This is a genomic window from Bacillus sp. TE9106W (assembly GCF_054062215.1).
Genome location: NZ_JBSSFA010000007.1, coordinates 1 through 19,974, shown reverse-complemented (window position 1 = coordinate 19,974; position 19,974 = coordinate 1). Strand labels below are relative to the sequence as shown.

Here is a 19,974-nt window from a genome sequence, read left to right as displayed (position 1 = left end):
TAATTTACATACACATCCAACTAATTTTATAGATCTTGTTAAATAGGTATTAATCATTAGAAATCCCTCAATATATTGTATTTGATTTCAGAAATGTAATTTATTAACAGTATAATATCATTTTAAAATGAGATATGGAAGAGTAATAATTTAATTTTTTAGAATTATTAAAAAATATATTTTCCATAATATAACATTATGTTAAAATGTACGGTGGAAGGAGGATAGAGTACGAGAGTATAAATGCTAATTTAAAATGATACTATAGTAAAAGGGGATGTTTTGTTGTTATTAGTATTTCCATTTTCATTTGTAATTATTTTGTTATATGTAACGAATCGGACGCGCGTGCAGTTATTACAAACTTTAGTAGACCTATCAGAAAGGGAACAAGGATCCCAAATAAAAAGTGGACCGGGTCTAGTAGGGGAAGTAGCCCCAAACTTTAGCCTCCAATCTATTTCAGGGAAAATATTTACCTTAAGGGATCTATTAAAAAAGCCACTTATTCTGTTAATCGTTGATGTACATTGTCAGTACTGTTCACTAGATATTAAAGAATTTAGTGAAGAAGCTAGTTTGTATAAAGACGAATTCAATTATGTATTAATCGTCAATAATCCAATTAACCAAAAATTAAATATAGAACATTTTGAAGAATCACCCTTTCTAACGCTCTTAGGGTCTCCAGAGTTTATGAAAGATTATAACATTCAGTTGTTTCCTACATTTCTTTTGGTGAACATGCAGCAGCAAATTGCTGGACTACCAAGGTTCACTGCGGATTTAAGAGGTTACTACGGATAAATTTTTGAATTTTTAAAAAATAAACTATTTACAATATAAAGAAAATTTGGTATTTTTTTAAAAAAAGGGGGGTGTTAAAATGAGTGGTTTATTAGGAGCTATATTATGTGATTGTAGTGGTAGATATTATTGCAATCCTAATTCTAAGTGTACATCTTATATGGGTAATCATACTTATGATGTTTGGGATTGTAAGACTGGAACATCATGTGGGTCTACTGTGGTCTTTAGATGTTCATGTACAGTTGGTAAGCCGATTTAAGATGGTTCATTAAAATTAGTAGTTTATTGAAAAACAAAGGGATGTTAAACACATCTCTTTGTTTTTATTTTTATATAATAATATCGCTATATCAATTGCAATAGTTTACAAAACTAATAAATTGGGAGAATAAAGGTTTTCCTGTTAGAATTTTTTGATTAAAGGAGAGGATTAGATGGATATATTGAAGGCGGTTAAAAATAATATTGCTCAGATTATTGTTGGAAACGATGCTGCAATTGAACTAGTCATGATTGCTTTGGTAGCAAACGGGCATATCCTTTTAGAGGATGTTCCTGGAACAGGAAAAACATCATTGGCAAAAAGTTTAGCAAGAAGTATAGATGGTAAGTTCCAACGTTTACAATTCACATCTGATACATTACCAGGTGATGTCATTGGTCTCGAATACTTTGATATGAAAGAATCTGATTTTAAAACTCGAATGGGTCCTATTTTCGCAAATATCGCACTGGTAGATGAGATTAATCGTGCGGTACCTCGTACACAATCAGCCTTATTGGAAGTAATGGAGGAGCGTACTGTAACTATTTCTGGTCATACTTACAAATTGCCGAGCCCGTTTTTAGTATTAGCTACACAAAATCCTTTGGAATCATCTGGTACATTTCCACTCCCAGATGCACAATTGGATCGTTTTTTGTTAACTGTTCGACAAGGGTATCCCAATAGGGAAAATGAAAGAGAAATGCTACGTAGATTTCGTCTAGGGAATCCAATGGAGTCTTTACAAAGTGTTTTATCATGTGAAGAGATTCTAGATTTACAACAACAAGCTCAGAATATTTTAATCCATGAAGAAGTAGAAAACTATCTATTAGATATTGTTAAGGCTACCCGCGAACATAATTTGGTGGAAATTGGTGTTAGTCCACGAGGTTCTTTAGCTTTTATGCGTGCCGCTCAGTCACGAGCATTATTAAATGGACGTAGTTATTGTACACCAGAAGATTTTCGATTTCTTGCAAAACCAGTTTGCTCACATCGATTAACGTTAACGATTGAAGGAGAAATGAAAACAACTAAGACACAAGTTATACAAGAAATTTTAGAAACTGTATCAGCCCCAGTGGAGTCAGTATGATGGAGACTATCGTTATAAAACATCGTATAGCAGAGTTATCTAGTATTATAGTATTTATAATTATAACTGTTATGCTTTGGTTAATTTATCAAAATTTCGTTGTATTTCTTTTGTTGTTTTCTTATTTTTTATTAATTGGGTTTGCCCATTGGTATGTTAGTAAAATCTCTAAAGTAAAATGGAGAATTGTACAGTATCATGAGCGGCTTTTTATTGATGAAAAGGGACATTGTAAAATATATATTCAAAATGATATGAAAATGCCTATTCCCTTTCTCAATTTCTGCTTTCGTTCACAAAGAGGGATAGACTGGCATATAAAAGAAAACTGGGTAAAGCATGGGAATCTTTATAGTATTCCATTATCTCTTTCGAAAAATGAGGAGATTGTCATTGATTTGTATGCGCAAGCTAAGCAACGTGGTAAATGGAAATGGGATCATATAGAAATTATAATGAGTGATCCTTTTCGCCTCGTTACTTTACATTATACATACAAATATAAACAAGTGCCTTTATTTCATGTTTATCCAAGAATCGCGAAGGTAACTATCCCAGAAACGAAGCGATGGCAACAAGGGTACCGTACAGCAACGGTTTCGCCTTTATATAACGAAACAAAAATTATAGGTGTAAAACCATATGAAGGAGAAGCGTTTCGGTCTATTCATTGGGGAGCAACTGCAAGGACAGGCGTATTAAGTGCTAAAAAATACGAACCTTCGCAAGGGGACCGTTATGCGGTTTATCTCAATCTTGTTGGTAAGAATTCTTATACATGGCGTACAGATATAGAATGGTTAATTGAGGTAACGACTGGGGTGTGTAAGCAGTTACTTGTACAAGATTGCTCTTTTGAACTATGGGTAAATAGTGTACATAATAACGGTATTTTACAAATCCAGTCGGGAGGAAATCGCTCACAGTTATATAAAGTTTTACAATTGTTGTCTACAATTACGGAAAACGACCAGCCTGTGTCCTCAGAGGTATTTTATAAAACCGGTTTCCGAAAGCAAGAACCGGGTGCTATCCCACTTATAATTGGATATCCACCACAGCAGCAAACAAACTGGTTGCAGGTTGTAAAATAGAAAGGAGATAGTATGGACAAGTGGATGGTTGCTAGGTTTCGCTTAATTGTATTTTGTATTACTATAATTGTTGCCTTTTTTCTAACACAAGGAGCCCTATATTCACGTGAAATATTTCAGGAATGGATGATTAATAACACAAAATTTTATCTTATAGATGGTTTTGCAGAAACGTTGACCAGTGGAAAGAGTAAGGAAGACTTTTATGGTGAAGCGAGTAATAAATCAGATGACGAAAAGGGCGGGAAATTATGGATTGATGAACCTAGAGAAACAGAGGATGAAAGTTCACACATTCCGCTTGTAAAAGGAGAAATCACATCTAAGAATAATATAATAATTTACTTTTGTATTATAATATTATGTATTGTTGGGCTCATTTATAAGTCCAGAAGAAATAAAGAACAATTACTACAAGATAAGATAGATGAAAAAAAGCTTCCGTTCCAAATAGATCAATCTCCCATCGGAACGAAAAAAATAAATGCATTGCCTCATAATCCTATACGTGCTGAATTAGTGAAATGGGAACGGAATTTACCAGTATCTAAACAAAGACGTTCCTATGAAACGATTCAACAATGGTTAACACGTATCGGTTGTTCACATGAAATAGTAGAAGTGTACGAGAAAATTCGTTATGGGGATCTAGCCTTTACTCCAGATGAAAAACAATTTATACATGAATGGATACAAAAACATATATAAGCTGTAGAATGATATAATCGCATCAACTTAAGTCAGAAAAAAAGATGGGAACAGATCGTATGCCATCGTTTGGGGAGTACAACCTTTAGTGATACAGTTGATTCAACAGTAGCAGAGCTATTAAAAAGAGAAAGAGTCTACTCATCAGAGTAGGCTCTTTCGTTTATGTATTATGTCACAAGAAATCCCTTACTTTCTCCGGAATGTCCTTTTCAGAAATGTATGCAACAGAGTCTTTTGTTGAGGATAATCAAAAAACGTATATCGTAATATGAAAATTCATTTTAATACTAAAGGATACCTTACAACGATTCCTATAAATTGTTCTCAATAATTGAAAATAAAATCAATCCAGATTATTATATTGTTATTGTAAATTTATTTTATTGAAGGAGGATACATAAATGAAAAACTCAAAAGGCTCTATTGAGTCAGAGATAAGTAAAGCAATTACGCACTGGGAAAAGGACTACCTAGGACGCGGGTCTATATCCGTTAAGACAGATATATTACGGGATATGATTATCGTAAATTTACAAGGGGTTTTAACACCGGCTGAATATACTGTTTGCGAAACGAAAGACGGTATGCTAACGATAAAGAAAAATCGTTCGGAGCTAGTTGAATCTGGGATTGACGATTTAAAAGAGATCATACTAGAATTAACTGGAGAAGAAGTGAAAAGTTTTCATACGGATATAAGTTCGCGTACTGGTGAACGAGTAATGATTTTTAAATTGTTTCATAATCTTGAGGAGAAATTTTAAAAATTAAAACCACTGTAAGGGTAGTGGAAGATACACTAAAAATGCAGTGAGATAATTAAGAAATCTACAAGTTATGTACTTTATTTTATCTTATTAACATGGTAATGATTAGAAAATAAGAAAACTTGAAATTATTTATGTATAATAAATTTTGATTCGAAAAAAGAATAAATAAATTGACAAACTACTTAATATGGTTTATCTTATAATTGTTTTAAAAATTAATAGATGCTTATTTTAACTGTTTGCTATAATTAAGGCTTTAGCATTTTTTTAATATGTAATATTGACTAAATGAAAAAGTTTCTTAATTGAAAGATAGCGCATAACATAAATTGATATATGGATTGCATAATCTAGGAGATCAGAGATATACTGTTATTTTTAATAGGATTAATACATACATTATTATCCTCTATAAAATGGGAGCTCTTCAAAAAACTTTATTGAAGTTAGTTGAAGTGAAACCGACAATCTCCATAATTCAATGATGATATAAAATCATTGAATTATGGAAGTTGTCGGTTTTTTTTATGGAAAAAACGATGTACGAAAAAGAGTGAATAAAAATTGAAATTAAAAAAACTATCGTAATGAAAAGGAATTTTTATAGGTTATTTTCGTTTGGAAGGGAGTATTTTACATGTTAATTTCGCTAAGTTCATCAACACTGTTAACATTATTTTTTATCGCGCTTAGTGCTTCTTGGCTAAGTGGATTATTGTTTTTACATGCAAGGATGCCTTTACGTTTTGTTCATATCCATATTGGTATTGCTGCTTTGCCTTCATTGGTTTCTTTACTTGCACTTGTTAATAACAATGGAGATAGAGTTGTGGGGCCTTGGCATCTAGATACTTTAGCTTGGTTAATGGCTCTCTTCGTTCTTACAATTGGTTTAATCATTCAGCGATTTTCTGTACGTTATTTAATGGGAGACCGCTCATATCGAAAATACTTTGCACTTTTTACATTTACTACAGGTGTATCTTCAGTTGCATGGTTAAGTGACGATCTTCGCTTCATGATTATGTGTTGGGGCGCAACTCTTATAGGGTTGGTTCTACTCATCGGGCTAAATAAAGGGTGGAAGGTAGTTAGTGAAGCAACAAAAATCTCAGGCTATTTATTTACAATAAGTTGGATTGCCTTACTGTTAGCTATCATTTGGCTGTTTCAAATAACTGGACAGTGGCAGTTAACATTAGTTTTAACGAATGAAAATGTAGCCCAATTTGGAACATTGGAGAAAACAGGAATTAACTTATTGATTATAGTAGCTGTGATGATTCCAGCAGCACAATGGCCTTTTCAAAGATGGTTAATTGAATCAGCTGTTGCTCCAACTCCTGTTTCTGCTATTATGCATGCGGGTTTAGTAAATGCTGGCGGTATCATGTTAACTAGATTTTCGCCACTTTTTCATGATGATATTGCACAAATCATTTTACTAATTTTCTCTAGTATTTCTGTCTTAATAGGAACAGGAATTAGTTTAGTTCAAGTTGATTATAAACGTCAGCTAGTAGGATCCACTATTGCACAAATGGGATTTATGCTTATTCAATGTGCATTAGGCGCTTATTTAGCAGCTGTTATTCATTTAATTTTACACGGTTTATTTAAAGCCACACTGTTTTTACAAGCTGGTTCCTCAGTACAACGTGTTGAGGTAGTGAAGCAGTCTAATGAAAAGATGTCCAATTTATGGATGATAGTCGGGCGTGTTTTAGGGTTATTTATAGCAATTGTTTTCTGGTTTATAACTTCTGGAGAGGGGTATCAATTAGTTAGTGCGTTAATCTTAGGCTGGTCATTATACTTTTCATGGAAACAGCTTGTTGTTTTTGGAGAGGGAAGAATGGGACGAATTGCTGGCTTAATTGTTTTGATTGGATTTTCTCTTATTTACTTTACCGTTCATAATTCTCTTTATAAATGGTTGCACACTGACATGTATCAAAGTGTTCAACCTTCAGCTCCAGCCGTTATCTTTGTTATATGTATCTTACTATTTAGTAGTGTTATTTGTACTTTCGTTACTCGTAATCAATCTTCTACTTTATCCGCTGTACTTTATCTTTGGTCAGTTCGAGTAGGTGAGGCGAGACGAAAGTCAGTAGAAAGTCATCCAAGCTATCTGAAACATGATGTATCAAAGGGAGGTAATTCGTGATGAGCATACCGTCAATATTAAGGAAAGAGACTTTAAAAAAGAAAGATAAAAATATTGATCTACAAGAAAATAATATAAATGATTTAGTTGCATCTGCTAGCCGAGTGATTGCACCACTTTGGCCTATCTCTACATTTGCAGCTCATCACCCTTGGATGGGGCTGGAAAAGCAATCATTTGAACAAGTTGCAAATTGGTTAAAAGAAGCTCGTAATGTAGATATTTATCCTAGTGCTTCCATGATTCATTCGGCAAAGGCGAAAGGTGAGATTGAGGAATCATTTTTACAAATTGCCTTGTCTCGTTGGCTTGATTCACAATCTTTTCATATGCCGCGAGAGACAGCGGAGCGTTTTTGTCAAGAAGCTTTAAAGTTAGAAAGATTACCTTCTAGTTTATTATCATCGCCAGAATTAAATAAATTGGGAGAAGAAATAAATTATGTAAATACAGGGAGTATGAAAGACTCTTCTATGCAACCAATAAGCTCGCTTATAGAGAATCAAAATGGTGACAACCTATCGGATATTCTTAATTATCATATTATTAAATGGTGTAAATTATATCTTGATGACGCCGGGGCAAGTTGGGCGATGCCAAATCGAGAGAAAGGTTTTTATCGTGCGTGGCAACACCTTATTACATTTGATCCAGCGCTCAGTAAAACTGAACGTAAAGTTTTAAAAGATTGGCCAGAAGATGCCCTTATAGCTTTAACAAAAGCATTATCTGAATTAGGAATTTCTGAATCTAACATGCAAGCTTACCTTGAAGGGCACTTACTTTCTTTGCCTGGATGGGCAGGAATGATACGATGGCGCTCGCAACAATCAATTGAGGAACAGGAACTTCTCATAGAATATTTAGCAGTTCGACTTTCTATGGAGCTAGCCATTGTAAAACCGTATTTACCTTTAAAAAATCAAAAGGCTGAGAAAAAAGTTTCGATCGTCCCACTTATAGCTTCTTGGATCTATTGGGGGGATATTTCAATAGAGAAATGGTTACAAATGTCTGCAACTGAACAAAGTGAATTATTAGCATTTGCTTATCACTTTGATGAAAATACTCGCAAGAAACTTTGGCTAGAAGCTTGGGAACAGACGCATGCAGAGCAATTAAGGGAGAAGATTGCTTCTAAGCAACGTGCAACTCATGATAAAAAGCGTGTAGTAGCTCAATTAGCATTTTGTATTGATGTACGTTCAGAACCGTTTCGTCGTCACCTTGAAAAATTAGGTCCGTTCGAAACGTTTGGAATAGCTGGTTTCTTTGGGTTACCAATTGCGACTACTGAACTAGGTAGTAATGACAGCCATCCTTCTTTGCCAGTTATATTAAAACCGAAACATCAAATAAAAGAGCTCACAGATGAAAATGAATGTAAATCTTATGAACAACGTAAGATGGTAGGCAGTTCGGTACGTTATACATTTAAAACGATGAAACAGAACGTACTGACAAGTATGTTGCTACCAGAAGTAAGTGGTCCTTTACTTGGTTTACAAATGGTGACAAGGAGTTTTGTGCCAAGAAGAGTAGGTGGCTTCATTCGTAACCTTCGTAAAAATATGTTGCAAAAGCCTGATACAACTTTCTCGCTTAATCATGTTCATGATACAAACTGTGAGATACCGATCGGTTTTACGAAAGAAGAAAAAGTGAACTATGTGCGTCAAGCTTTAAAAATGGTGGGATTAACAGAAGGTTTCGCTCCTTTAGTTGTAATGTGCGGCCACAGTAGTCAAAGTACGAACAATCCTTATGCTGCAGCGCTTGAATGTGGTGCGTGTGGCGGAGCAGCGGGAGGATTTAATGCAAGAGTTTTCGCTACTTTATGTAATCTTCCAGAAGTGAGAGAGGCGTTGTCTGCTGAAGGTATTAAAATTCCCGATGACACCATTTTTGCAGCAGCTGAACATAAAACAACAGTGGATGAATTAGAGTGGATTTACGTTCCAGAACTTTCGGAAACTGCGCAAGAAGCATTTGATTGTATTGAGGCCATTATGCCAAATGTGAGCCAACATGCAAATAGAGAGCGTTTAATGCAATTACCTCATTTTAAAACGAAAATAAAAAATCCGAGTAAAGAGGCACACCGATTTGCAGAAGATTGGAGTGAAATACGTCCGGAATGGGGATTAGCACGTAATGCATCTTTTATTATCGGACAGCGTGAATTGACTCGGGATTGTGACTTAGAAGGTAGAGCTTTCCTTCATAATTATGATTGGAAACAGGATGAAAGTGGCGATATATTAGCTAACATCATAGCGGGACCGGGAACAGTAGCTCAGTGGATCAATCTACAATATTACGCTTCAACTGTAGCCCCTCATTATTATGGTAGTGGAAACAAAACAACACAAACCGTTACGGCAGGTCTTGGTGTTATGCAAGGAAATGCAAGTGACTTGTTGCCAGGCTTACCTTGGCAATCCGTTATGCAGTCGGATCGTGAGACGTATCATTCACCACTTCGTTTATTAATTGTAATTCAAGCGCCTACTAAATATATAGAACGTTTGCTAAATAATAATTTCACATTTCGAGAAAAAGTTCAAAATGGGTGGGTTAGACTTGCCAGTGTTGATCCAGAGGGACGTTGGAAAAATTGGTAACAATTATGTAATGAATACTCAACAATTGTTACTAGTTTAAAAGTTCCATAAATACAATCATGAAAAAGGAGTGCTATATATGAATGCAAAGAATAAAAAGGTTTTATTGTTAACAGACATGGAACACGGAATAGAGCCTATCATACAACAAGTAACTAACATTCAACGAGAAAATATGTTGACTATACACAGCTGCGATTCTGTAATTGTACATCCTTTTGGAGATATAATGAGGTCTATTATTATCGCTATTTATCAAGAAAATGTGAAAGAAATTTTTGTTGTCGGAATAGAGGATAAAAAAACAGATGTAGTTAATTTACAAATTCAACGTGATTCCATAAAAAATAACAAGGAACTAGATTATCTCTTTGAAAATTGCATGCCTGAATTTTCAAATGGTAGCCTTGAGGAATGGCTAAGTGGAAAAGAAAATGTTAGTGAAAATATTGAGAAGAGCATAGATATGATTCGTCATCATCCATTAGTACCTTCTGATGTTAAAGTTCATGGCTTCATGATTGATAAAACAGGTGGAAAAGAAACGGTGGTTAAAGTTTCTGCTAATAAAGTAGCTGAATGCATGAATTAATTTATAGTATAAATTAAAGACGTAAATGAAAACTTGAGCATAATAAAAATGCTCGAGTTTTTATGTTTATTAATGGTAATCTAAAATATAGAATATATACATCTTAGGGAGGACATATATGTGAAGAAGTGGATGAAAATTGTTCTGTACTCTTTACTAGGTATTCTAATTATGGGAAGTATTAGTTTTTTTGTTTGGTCTCAGTTTAGTTATAAACCAACGAAAGAGGCTATGTCGTTAGTGGATGATAAAAAAGATGAAGATCATATAGTTTTTGGAGAGAAAGATGCGAAAATAGGGGTTATTTTTTATCAAGGAGCTAAAGTAGAAGCAGAGGCTTATAGTTACTTAGGGGAAGCTCTTGCAAAAAGTGGACATTTTGTAGTAATGCCGAAGTTACCATTAAATTTAGCGATACTAGGAATCAATGAGGTAGACAGTGTCATTGAAAAGTATCCTGAAGTTCAAAAATGGTATGTTGCAGGGCATTCAATGGGTGGAGCTATGATTTCTAAGTATGCCTTTCAACATGAAGATAAGGTAGATGGGATTATTTTCTTAGGTTCTTATCCTGCAGAGGATTTCTCTATGAAATCGATTCCAATGTTATCTATTTATGGGGAAGTAGACGCTTTAGCAACTGTAGAAAAAATAGAAAACAATAAAAAGTTCATGTCAAAGAATACAACTATGCACATGATAAAAGGCGGAAACCATGCTCATTTTGGCATGTACGGTGAGCAAAAGGGTGATAATGCGAGCTTAATTACGCCAAAAGCACAACGAGATGAAACAGTGAAAGTAATGGAAGAATGGTTATTAAAACAATGATAGACGGGAGAGCCAACTCATACGAGTGGGCTCTTTTATTTAATTTCTATCTTTAATTTTCCTCTTATTTTCTCCGGAATATCCTTTTCAGAAATAGCCTTGTACGAGTAAACATACCTACCTTTTACATGAATTTTCAAGTAAGTTTTTCTTATAAAATCATTAGGAGTATTCGTTCCTACTGTATACTCTTCTTCATTTCCAGATTCATCAATGCCTTTTAACGAGTACATAGCTCTACCGTTCGTATGATAATCGGGAACACCATATCCTTCCGCAACGGCATATACATTTTTCTCTTCAGCAAGTGGATTTAATATGTCTAGATCCCCGCGTAACATGAAGGGGAGTAAGTATATAAGAAGGCCTATTCCTATTATGCAAAGTATAAATTTCTTCATGATTGTTTCTCCTTTTGTTCATTTACATGATTCAGTATAGAAAAAAATTCTTATAAATATAGAGGGGAATTCCTTAAGGTTTTCTTAATAAAGTTTAACCTTGTGAAAAAAGATTAACTTGAGTATTAAGCTTACGGAATGAATAGCCAAATAACCTGTTTTTTTATTTTGATTTAATTAACGAAAAAAGTATCTTGTACTCCTTTTGTAACTTTTTCTAAATCGAAATTTTCTATAAAATAAGGGGCTTGTCTTCCCAAGAAATCGTTATTTGTAACACTTTTATGAAAGCAAAGTTCCCATGACATTGCTTTGATATTCAAAAACATTAATAACCTATTGTGTGAAGTTTTTTGAAAATTTAGGTTTAACATCTTTAAAATAGGTGTATTACATATTACATAACAACTAAATAAGAAAATAAAAAATCTAAAGGAGGAAAAATACAATGCGTAAGAATGAAAGAAAACCGGTGGTTCATGAATATGATAATGAACAGGAAGTAGTTATGAAAGTAAAAGAGCTAGAATTGCAAGGGTTTCGCCACGATGACATTTATGTTTTAGCACATGAAAAACATATAACAAAAAGGATTGCGGATGATACAAACACAAATACGATTGGAGTAAAAGAACAAGGATTGGGAACAAGTATTATCAACTTTTTCTCCAAAAAAGGGGACGAACTTCGAAATCAAATGGAAGAAATGGGGTTGTCGAAGGAGGAAGCTAACTTATATGAAGAAAAACTAGATCAAGGGAAGATTTTACTCCTAGTAACAGCTGAAGTACCAATGGCGAATGATAGTCAGTCGAAAAACTATCATTCTCTGTAATAGATTGCAACATTTGATAAATACGTAAGGTAATTATTTTAGGTTGTAGCATGGAAGAAATTAAAAGTAGAGAAGGATGAGAAAGATGAAACATACAATATTTAAATATGCTGTGATTGGGATTACGACCGGAGTCATAGTCTCCCTATTAAAAAAAGAAAATCGGAAAGCTATACAAACAACAGGAAAAAACGTAAAAGACAAACTACAAGAAGGAAACATAAAGGAAACATTAGAGAAGGTAACTGAGACAAGTAAACAATTCTCTGTAACTGCAGCTAATGTTGCAAAGCAAGCATTACCACAACTGCTTACAGCCACACCAGTTGTTATTTCTACCATTAAAGATTTAACAGAAAACGAAAATAATAAAAAGAAAAAAGATGAAAAGGATTACGAAAAAAATGAAAATAGTAAGGAAATAGACGGGGAAAAAACGAAAAATGAAAAGAAATATGTGAAAGAAGGGAAAGAAGAGAGTGCTTAGATTTAATTCTAAAAAGAGAAAGTGAGGAAAAAAGTATGAAACCTTTGTATGCAATTGATGTAGGAATCGGCTTTACTAAGCGAGCATATCGACAGGATGAAGATTCTGAGGTGACGGTTAAGAGTGAAGTTTCCACACTAGCCCCTGTACCTAATCATGATGAAAGTGAAGATTTAACAAAGGTAAGTTTTATAGACTTAGACTTTGCATACTACATGGGAAATGAAGCGCATCAATCTGATGCTTCATTTCTTCCTCCATTTGAAGAAGAAATAGAAAATTATTATGAAAGCGAACAGTTTAAACAACAAATATTTGGTTGCATTGCAAAGGATTATAAAGAAAATGTCGTGTTACCTTTAGTTGTTACCGGGCTTCCTGTCACTTATTTTGGTAGTCAGCATGAGCAATTACAACGTGCACTAAAAAAAGAAACTTCCGTACAAATTGATGGCAAATTTATTCATATTACGGTGGAAAATGCTTTGATTCTTCAGCAACCGGTCGCTTTGCATGCTTATTTCTTAAAAGAGGGAATCATTCAGGAACGAGATCGTATCTTAATTATTGATGGTGGATTTCGTACATTAGAAATGACAGATATGAAACAGAATGTCATTTTAAATCATTATGAGACGGAACTAGGATGTAGCAAGCCTTTGAAAAATATTAAGAATATCCTGCAGAATCATGCGGGTGAAAGTAATCAATTGCATATTAACGACATGCCAAACATATTAGAAAAAGGATATGGAGGTCGAGAAGAAAATCCTCAGGCAAGTCAGGTTGATACTTTGATTCAAAAAGAGTTGGATACACACTTCCAAGACGTTATGTGTGTATTACAAGAACAATTTAAGTTAGACCAGTATGACACTATTATTTGGACAGGAGGAATAGTAGATCTCCACAAAAAACGAATTGAAAAAATGCAAGGTGAAATTTCTTCTTTCCGTATGGTAGACGCTTCGAAAGAGGCTGCACTTCATGGGTACTATATGATTGGAAGTCAAGTATTTGACGACATCACCAATCAATCTGTATATGAATCTAAATTATAATAACGACCGAAATGGAGTTCGTTGAATAGACGTGCCAAATTATGTAGCTTCTTTTCCACATATAAAAAATGCTTTATAAGAAAAGATAAAAAGTGCTTATATAGAGGAAATGTTTAAAATTGAGAATAAAAATAGCTAATATATAGGGGGTCTTCCTTTTAACAGAATAAGACCCCCTATGCCATTTATTTTGTAATTTAGTTGCTCTAAAAACTTTTCCTCCAAGACATGAATACCTACATACAAATTACATATTACGGATATGATTCAATCAAACATAAAACTATTCAGAAAGGAAGAATAATATGGAATGCATAAAAATGCCGAAATGGAGTTGGTATCATGTAAGAACTAGTGAACTTGAAAAACTTTCTTCTATAATCCCTCGTGATGTAACATCTTATTTCTCTCAATTTGTAAAGAAAATAAGTTCTCCTTGTGAGAATGGATTATATGTTTATACTTTATCACCAAGTCAAACTTGTGTATATGGTTCGTTTTTATATGATCAAGATAAAAAGGACGCCAAAATTCAAAAATTTCTTCATTATTTCGTAGCTCATGGAATACTCATAACGGTCCAGGAAAAAGAGGAAGAGGATTTTCAAAAATTAATACATAATTCCTCTTTTAGTGTGAAAAATTGTAATAGTTCCGCTGAAGGATTATGTGCTATCTTATCAATCTTTATATCTCACTACTTGCGAAAGGTTGACTATTTTGAAAACAATTTTAGAAATGTATTATGGGATTTTTATCATCATAATAACATAGCAGTTTTAGAAAGAATTTATCATATTCGTCATGAATTATTTATGAACACACATGTGTTTCGCTTAATACAAGAAGTGTTACAAGGCCTGAAAGAAGCTTGGTTAGAAAACTTAACAAACACCCTTTGTTATAAACAAACACACGTAAAATTAGAGCGTGGATTACAACTTGTTAAAGAGTACCAAGAAGAATTAGATACTATGATTCATTTACAAGAAGTTGTTTCTTCACATCGTGGGAATGAGATTATGAAAGCCCTTACTGTATTAACTGCTGTAAGTACGCCTTTGACGGCCTTAGGAGCATTGTGGGGGATGAATTTTAAATATATGCCTGAACTAGAATGGAAATATAGCTATTTAATCGCTCTCTTATTTATCGTTTTTACAACAGGTGGTATGTATTTGTATATAAGAGTAAAAGGATGGACAGGTGACTTATTACGAGTAAAGAAAAAGAAATCTTTTTTTAAATCTAATTAATCTTGTTTATAAAAAATATGATAGATATATGGTTAGTAATATTTATTAATTGGGGTAGTATCATTTCGACTTTACAATAGGGATAGCGCTGCTTTTAGCAAAACAGACTTCAGAGGCGATTTAGCCAAGATTAATATACCTACCCTTGTTATTCATGATGATTCAGATGCAACTGTACCATTTGAAGATAGTGGGAAATTAACATATGAAGCAATTTCTAGTTCTAAAGTAGCGTTAATAAAGGGTGGTCCACATGGGCTAAATGCAACGCATGCTAAAGAATTTAATGAAGCACTCCTATTATTTTTAAAGGACTGATTACAACTATATACTTGTTAATTGATACATTATAAATAATTTGCAATTCTATCATATTTTTTCTAATAAATGGAAATACCTAAAGGTGAATAATTTTGAGGAGGTTTTCAATTATGGAAGAAAACCAGGACATGAATTCTCTAGATGAACAAGACGTGAAACGTGAGACATTGACAACACGACAGGGGCACCCTGTGAAGGATAATCAAAACATCCGAACAATTGGGAATCGTGGTCCAGCAACACTTGAAAATTATCATTTCATCGAAAAAATTTCTCATTTTGATCGAGAAGAGGTTCCGGAACGTGTAGTACATGCGCGAGGAGCTGGAGCATTTGGGTATTTTGAAACGTATGGAAAAGTTGGAGATGAGCCGGTAGAAAAATATACTCGTGCGAAAGTATTTTCAGGGGCTGGTAAACAAACACCGTTAATGGTTCGTTTTTCTACAGTAGCTGGAGCCAAGGACTCACCAGAAACGGCAAGAGATCCACGAGGTTTCGCAGTGAAAATGTATACGGAAGATGGTAACTGGGATTTAGTAGGGAATAATTTAAAAATTTTCTTTATTCGTGATGCGATGAAGTTCCCAGATATGATTCATGCGTTTAAGGTTGATCCGGTTTCGAATGTGGCGAATCCTCAGAGAATGTTTGATTTTGTTTCTCGTACCCCGGAGGCAACGCATATGATTACATTTTTATTTTCTCCATGGGGTATTCCAGCAACATATCGCCATATGCAGGGATCTGGTGTAAACACTTATAAATGGGTAAATGAAAAAGGCGAAGCGGTATTGGTGAAATATCACTGGGAGCCGAAGCAGGGAATTCGAAATTTAACACAAGAAGATGCAAACAGTATTCAAGCAATGAATGTTAGTCATGCAACACAAGATTTATATGAAGCAATTGAGCGCAAAGATTATCCAGAGTGGGAGCTATTTGTACAAATTATGGAGGATGATTATCATCCAGAACTCGATTTTGATCCTCTTGATGATACGAAGCTTTGGCCAGAGGAGCAGTTCCCCTGGTTACCAGTAGGACGTATGGTTCTTGATCGTAATCCAGTTGATTACCATTCAGAGATTGAACAAGCTGCTTTTGGTACAGGAGTACTTGTTGATGGCATGGACTTCTCAGACGATAAAATGCTACAAGGTCGTACTTTCTCTTATTCAGATACGCAACGTTATCGCGTTGGTGCAAACTATCTGCAATTACCTGTAAATGCACCTAAAGCACCTGTTCGTACAAATCAACATCGTGGTCAAATGGATATGCGTAATCCGAAAGAGTCTGGAGAAAATCCGCATATTAACTATGAGCCATCTATGCTGGGTGGTTATAAAGATGCAAAACAAGAAAAGCACCATCCACACCAACCAACTTACAATGCGGCTGCTATGAGTGCACCAATCGATCGTCCTAATAATTATGGTCAAGCAGGTCACACGTATCGTAGTTTTGAGGAGTGGGAACGAAATGAGTTGGTTAAAAATCTATCTGAAGCACTTGCAGTATGTGACAAAAGAATTCAGAATGTGATGATTGAACACTTCACACAAGCTGATAAAGATTATGGCCGTCGTGTGAAAGAAGGTATTGAAAAGAAAATGAAAGAAGCTAAAACGGAAAACAAACTTCCAGGCCGCGAAGTAAGTAAATCAAAATATGGCCAAGGTTCATTAGCTGCAAACGAAGCAACAAAAGATGCAGTGAAGAAAAGCCATGAATCAGATCCTTATTAATTAGACGTAAGCATAATAGTATACTTAGAGGTGCCGTTAAAACGGTTAGGTAGCCTTTCATACGATTGCTAAAGTGATTTTGTTTAAAAATATGAGAGGTACTAAATATCATAAGATAGTTGATAAACAAGTAAAAATAAAGCTTTATAAAAGATGCTCTTGGATAAATCCAGGAGCATCTTTTTAAATGTGGAGTAGTGGGACACTGTAATCAATTTAAAGAATCGAAATCTTCCATAAGGAAATTTTTGCTCATTTTATATAAATTATATTTTGATAATAAGGGGTTAATTGATTTGTTTTAGTAGTCTTATATTTATGAGTTATTTGAAATTCTAGCGGTTTTGTATACATAGTTTTTTCAGCCTTAATTGATAGCACATATATATGACGGTTATTTTAACCAAAATTTTCATAGAAACACCTTTAAAAAGAACTAACGTTCGTATATAACAAGAACAAACGTTCTTTCATGAGGAGTGATAACCTTGTATGATTATTCTCTTTTACCGAACCGTATTATTCTTTGTGTAGATCTTCGTAGCTTTTATGCAAGTGTATCATGTATTAAAAAAGGGCTGGATCCACGATATACAAAATTGGTTGTCGTAGGAGATGTAAACCGCAGTGGATCAATCGTATTAGCAGCAACACCGCCACTGAAAGCGTTAGGAATTAAGAAAATGGCTAGGTTGTACGAAATACCGAAGCGGGCAGATATTATTATTGTGAATCCGATTATGCACACATACATGAAATGTTCAACTTACATAACAGGTTTAGCTTTACAGTATGTTGCACCGGAAGATTTCCATCAATATAGTATCGATGAGTTTTTTATGGACATGACCGCAAGTATTCATTTGTTTGCGAGTAATCCGTGCGAGTTTGCATTAAAGTTCAAGCAAGAAATATATGAACGTACACGGATCGAAAGTACGATTGGTATTGGGCCGAATTTACTATTGAGAGTTGCTTTGAGACTACCCAAAATCAATCTGTACATAAATAAAAAGCGCCTATTAGCAGTATTTAATTATTAATTATGGAGTGTACATTATATATGTACATTATTTAATGCTTCAGCAAAAGAATTCGATTCTGGATGAGCATAGATAATTAAAATATTCATTCTTTCATCGCATTCATTTCAATTTGTTTTTTATATTGGCGTATTGGCAAATAATCTATTAGCTAGTATGAGCAAAGCCCTGAAATATCCTTGCCCCATATTTTCATTTAGAAGGAAAATACTGTTAAAAAACTGGTTCGAGAGAAAATAGAAAGCTTTAGCTTTTTATTTTAAAGATTATTAATAAATCGATGAATACGTTTTGTTTCTTCTTGTAGTATTATTTTCTTCTCATACCTATGAAGTTTTCGTCTATTTTGCTGTAGGAGGTTAAACAGACGAAAGAGAATCATTGATAATTCCTTCTGTGTCTTTTGGTATGGATTGACACAGAAGGGAAAAATAGTATTTAATTATATACGTTTTTATATCTTCTTTATAAGAAGTAACTTTCCCATTTGAAACATAATAGAGGAACATCACCTTTTTTAACAATTCATCATAAGGTAGCTTCATCTGAAACATCTCTTCCTATAAAATAATTTATCTCCATACTGTGTTCTAGTTTTTCTTAATCATGTCTTTTCAAGGTGGTGGGCAAAAACAACAAAGTACAGACATCTGAAATTTTCTATCTAAATAAAATGTATCCCCTATTTTGGAGATACATTTTACTTAGATAGTTCTCTTACTATTAAAACAGATACAACAGGAGTAATAGGAGAAATTTATATATCCATTAAATTTTCTCTCTTTATATGTATGCAAGTATATGTGGATTGTTCTTTTAAATAATAGAACTGGTTTTATGCCTTTATCATAGACGTAGTTTTTAGGTAAACCTTGGTATAAATAAGCTATTAAATAAAATATTTAATAATCTATACGAATGACTTCGAATTCAATATTCATTTAATTAGGTAAGAGGATGTATATTCAATAATTGGGAAATAGGTGAAGGGAGTTTAAATAGATTCTTTAATATAGGTATTTTATTTAAACAATAAATTATTACAAGCATATAGTGAATATAGAAGGCATGAACATAATTTAAATTATATTATTAGTAATGTTTTTCTATTCTAAGAATCATGTAGGTTACGAAAAAATTATATAATTATAGTTTTGGAAATTCTTGGGATATAAAATTACTCAAAATCCAAACAGATAAGGAGGATATATGTGAAACATAATGATTGCTTTAACCATAATCATTGCAATCAATTTGCTTTTATACCAGATTGTTGCAATAATCCACAAACAGTCCCGATTACTAGTCAACAAATAAGCCAATTAATTTTTTTGCTAAACTCTTTAATAGCAGCTATTGCAGCATTTTTTGCAAATCCGAGTGATGCAAATCGATTAGTATTAATTAATTTATTTAATCAACTTTTAGTTTTAATCCAGTCCTTAGCTCCTTCCCCAGAAGGTAACTATTTAATCCAATTAATTCAAAGTATTTTATTGCTACTACAATCACCTATACCAAACTTAACTCAAATAGCTATATTACTACAGCAATTTTACAGTGCTCTTGCAACATTTTTCTTCACTTTAATTATTGATTCTTCACTATTACAACTCTTATTAAATTTAATAATTCAATTAATAAATGTAACTCCAATTCCTACAGGAGCAACAGGAGCAACAGGAGCAACAGGAGCAACAGGAGCAACAGGAGCAACAGGAGTAACAGGAGCAACAGGAGATCCAGGGCCAACGGGGCCAACAGGAGATCCAGGGCCAACGGGGCCAACAGGAGATCCAGGGCCAACGGGGCCAACAGGAGATCCAGGGCCAACGGGGCCAACAGGAGATCCA

18 protein-coding genes and 3 pseudogenes are annotated in these 19,974 nt (G+C 33.9%); 18 read left to right on the top strand and 3 right to left on the bottom strand.

Annotation, left to right across the window (positions count from 1 at the left end; translation table 11 throughout):
• The first annotated feature begins 285 nt into the window (after nt 1-285).
• From ACVWY7_RS14555 to ACVWY7_RS14510, 10 genes are all read left to right on the top strand, one after another.
• Nucleotides 286-807, top strand: coding sequence for a redoxin domain-containing protein (locus tag ACVWY7_RS14555; RefSeq protein ID WP_000927824.1), 522 nt, complete (start codon nt 286-288; stop codon nt 805-807).
• Nucleotides 808-914: 107 nt separating this feature from the next.
• A complete protein-coding gene (locus tag ACVWY7_RS14550) occupies nt 915-1,082 on the top strand; it encodes a hypothetical protein (protein WP_175556164.1) in 168 nt (55 codons plus the stop codon).
• A gap of 162 nt (nt 1,083-1,244) precedes the next feature.
• Nucleotides 1,245-2,174, top strand: a complete 930-nt coding sequence (locus ACVWY7_RS14545) for an AAA family ATPase (RefSeq protein WP_000353257.1) — start codon at nt 1,245-1,247, stop codon at nt 2,172-2,174.
• Nucleotides 2,171-3,268, top strand: a complete 1,098-nt coding sequence (locus ACVWY7_RS14540; RefSeq protein ID WP_139242330.1) for a DUF58 domain-containing protein — start codon at nt 2,171-2,173, stop codon at nt 3,266-3,268. The genes ACVWY7_RS14545 and ACVWY7_RS14540 overlap by 4 nt, the downstream gene beginning before the upstream one ends.
• 126 nt (nt 3,269-3,394) lie before the next feature.
• Nucleotides 3,395-3,976, top strand: coding sequence for a hypothetical protein (locus ACVWY7_RS14535; RefSeq protein ID WP_429661677.1), 582 nt, complete (start codon nt 3,395-3,397; stop codon nt 3,974-3,976).
• 404 nt (nt 3,977-4,380) lie between these two features.
• A complete protein-coding gene (locus ACVWY7_RS14530; RefSeq protein ID WP_000798169.1) occupies nt 4,381-4,743 on the top strand; it encodes a DUF2294 domain-containing protein in 363 nt (120 codons plus the stop codon).
• 643 nt (nt 4,744-5,386) lie between these two features.
• The gene (locus ACVWY7_RS14525; protein ID WP_000908910.1) at nt 5,387-6,919 is read left to right on the top strand and encodes an NADH dehydrogenase subunit 5; all 1,533 of its coding nucleotides are present in this window, start codon (nt 5,387-5,389) and stop codon (nt 6,917-6,919) included.
• Entirely contained in the window at nt 6,919-9,543 is a 2,625-nt protein-coding gene (locus tag ACVWY7_RS14520; RefSeq protein ID WP_456523844.1) for a DUF2309 domain-containing protein, read from the top strand. The genes ACVWY7_RS14525 and ACVWY7_RS14520 overlap by 1 nt, the downstream gene beginning before the upstream one ends.
• Before the next feature lie 79 nt (nt 9,544-9,622).
• Nucleotides 9,623-10,135 (top strand): carbonic anhydrase, encoded by a 513-nt coding sequence (locus ACVWY7_RS14515; protein WP_000992257.1) that lies wholly within the window; start codon nt 9,623-9,625, stop codon nt 10,133-10,135.
• A gap of 120 nt (nt 10,136-10,255) precedes the next feature.
• Nucleotides 10,256-10,966, top strand: a complete 711-nt coding sequence (locus tag ACVWY7_RS14510; RefSeq protein ID WP_456523843.1) for an alpha/beta hydrolase — start codon at nt 10,256-10,258, stop codon at nt 10,964-10,966.
• 35 nt (nt 10,967-11,001) lie between these two features.
• On the opposite strand, the gene ACVWY7_RS14505 is transcribed toward ACVWY7_RS14510, so the two are convergent.
• Nucleotides 11,002-11,367, bottom strand: a complete 366-nt coding sequence (locus tag ACVWY7_RS14505) for a YxeA family protein (protein ID WP_000713518.1) — start codon at nt 11,365-11,367, stop codon at nt 11,002-11,004.
• Between the two features lie 173 nt (nt 11,368-11,540).
• Nucleotides 11,541-11,696 (bottom strand): hypothetical protein, encoded by a 156-nt coding sequence (locus ACVWY7_RS14500; protein ID WP_033682599.1) that lies wholly within the window; start codon nt 11,694-11,696, stop codon nt 11,541-11,543.
• Between the two features lie 119 nt (nt 11,697-11,815).
• On the opposite strand from ACVWY7_RS14500, the gene ACVWY7_RS14495 reads away from it, so the two are divergent.
• The 7 genes and pseudogenes from ACVWY7_RS14495 to ACVWY7_RS14465 form a co-directional block, all read left to right on the top strand.
• Nucleotides 11,816-12,202 (top strand): general stress protein, encoded by a 387-nt coding sequence (locus tag ACVWY7_RS14495; RefSeq protein WP_001230621.1) that lies wholly within the window; start codon nt 11,816-11,818, stop codon nt 12,200-12,202.
• A gap of 85 nt (nt 12,203-12,287) precedes the next feature.
• Nucleotides 12,288-12,689 carry a peptidase U61 gene (locus tag ACVWY7_RS14490; RefSeq protein ID WP_073525102.1) on the top strand — a complete coding sequence of 134 codons (402 nt, stop codon included), beginning with the start codon at nt 12,288-12,290 and terminating at the stop codon, nt 12,687-12,689.
• A 35-nt stretch (nt 12,690-12,724) separates the two neighbouring features.
• Nucleotides 12,725-13,750 (top strand): ParM/StbA family protein, encoded by a 1,026-nt coding sequence (locus ACVWY7_RS14485; RefSeq protein ID WP_000803717.1) that lies wholly within the window; start codon nt 12,725-12,727, stop codon nt 13,748-13,750.
• A 305-nt stretch (nt 13,751-14,055) separates the two neighbouring features.
• Nucleotides 14,056-15,006 (top strand): magnesium transporter CorA family protein, encoded by a 951-nt coding sequence (locus ACVWY7_RS14480; protein WP_000388904.1) that lies wholly within the window; start codon nt 14,056-14,058, stop codon nt 15,004-15,006.
• A 63-nt stretch (nt 15,007-15,069) separates the two neighbouring features.
• A pseudogene (locus tag ACVWY7_RS14475) lies at nt 15,070-15,324 on the top strand (alpha/beta fold hydrolase); the annotation flags it as partial.
• Between the two features lie 113 nt (nt 15,325-15,437).
• On the top strand, nt 15,438-17,078 hold the full coding sequence (locus tag ACVWY7_RS14470; protein WP_000392243.1) for a catalase: 1,641 nt from the start codon (nt 15,438-15,440) through the stop codon (nt 17,076-17,078).
• Nucleotides 17,079-17,566: 488 nt separating this feature from the next.
• A pseudogene (locus tag ACVWY7_RS14465) lies at nt 17,567-18,046 on the top strand (Y-family DNA polymerase); the annotation flags it as partial.
• A gap of 334 nt (nt 18,047-18,380) precedes the next feature.
• Here ACVWY7_RS14465 and ACVWY7_RS14460 read toward each other — a convergent pair.
• A pseudogene (locus ACVWY7_RS14460) lies at nt 18,381-18,629 on the bottom strand (hypothetical protein); the annotation flags it as partial.
• 703 nt (nt 18,630-19,332) lie between these two features.
• On the opposite strand from ACVWY7_RS14460, the gene ACVWY7_RS14455 reads away from it, so the two are divergent.
• The coding region (locus ACVWY7_RS14455) for a collagen-like repeat preface domain-containing protein (RefSeq protein WP_456523842.1) at nt 19,333-19,974 on the top strand (642 nt) is incomplete at its 3' end.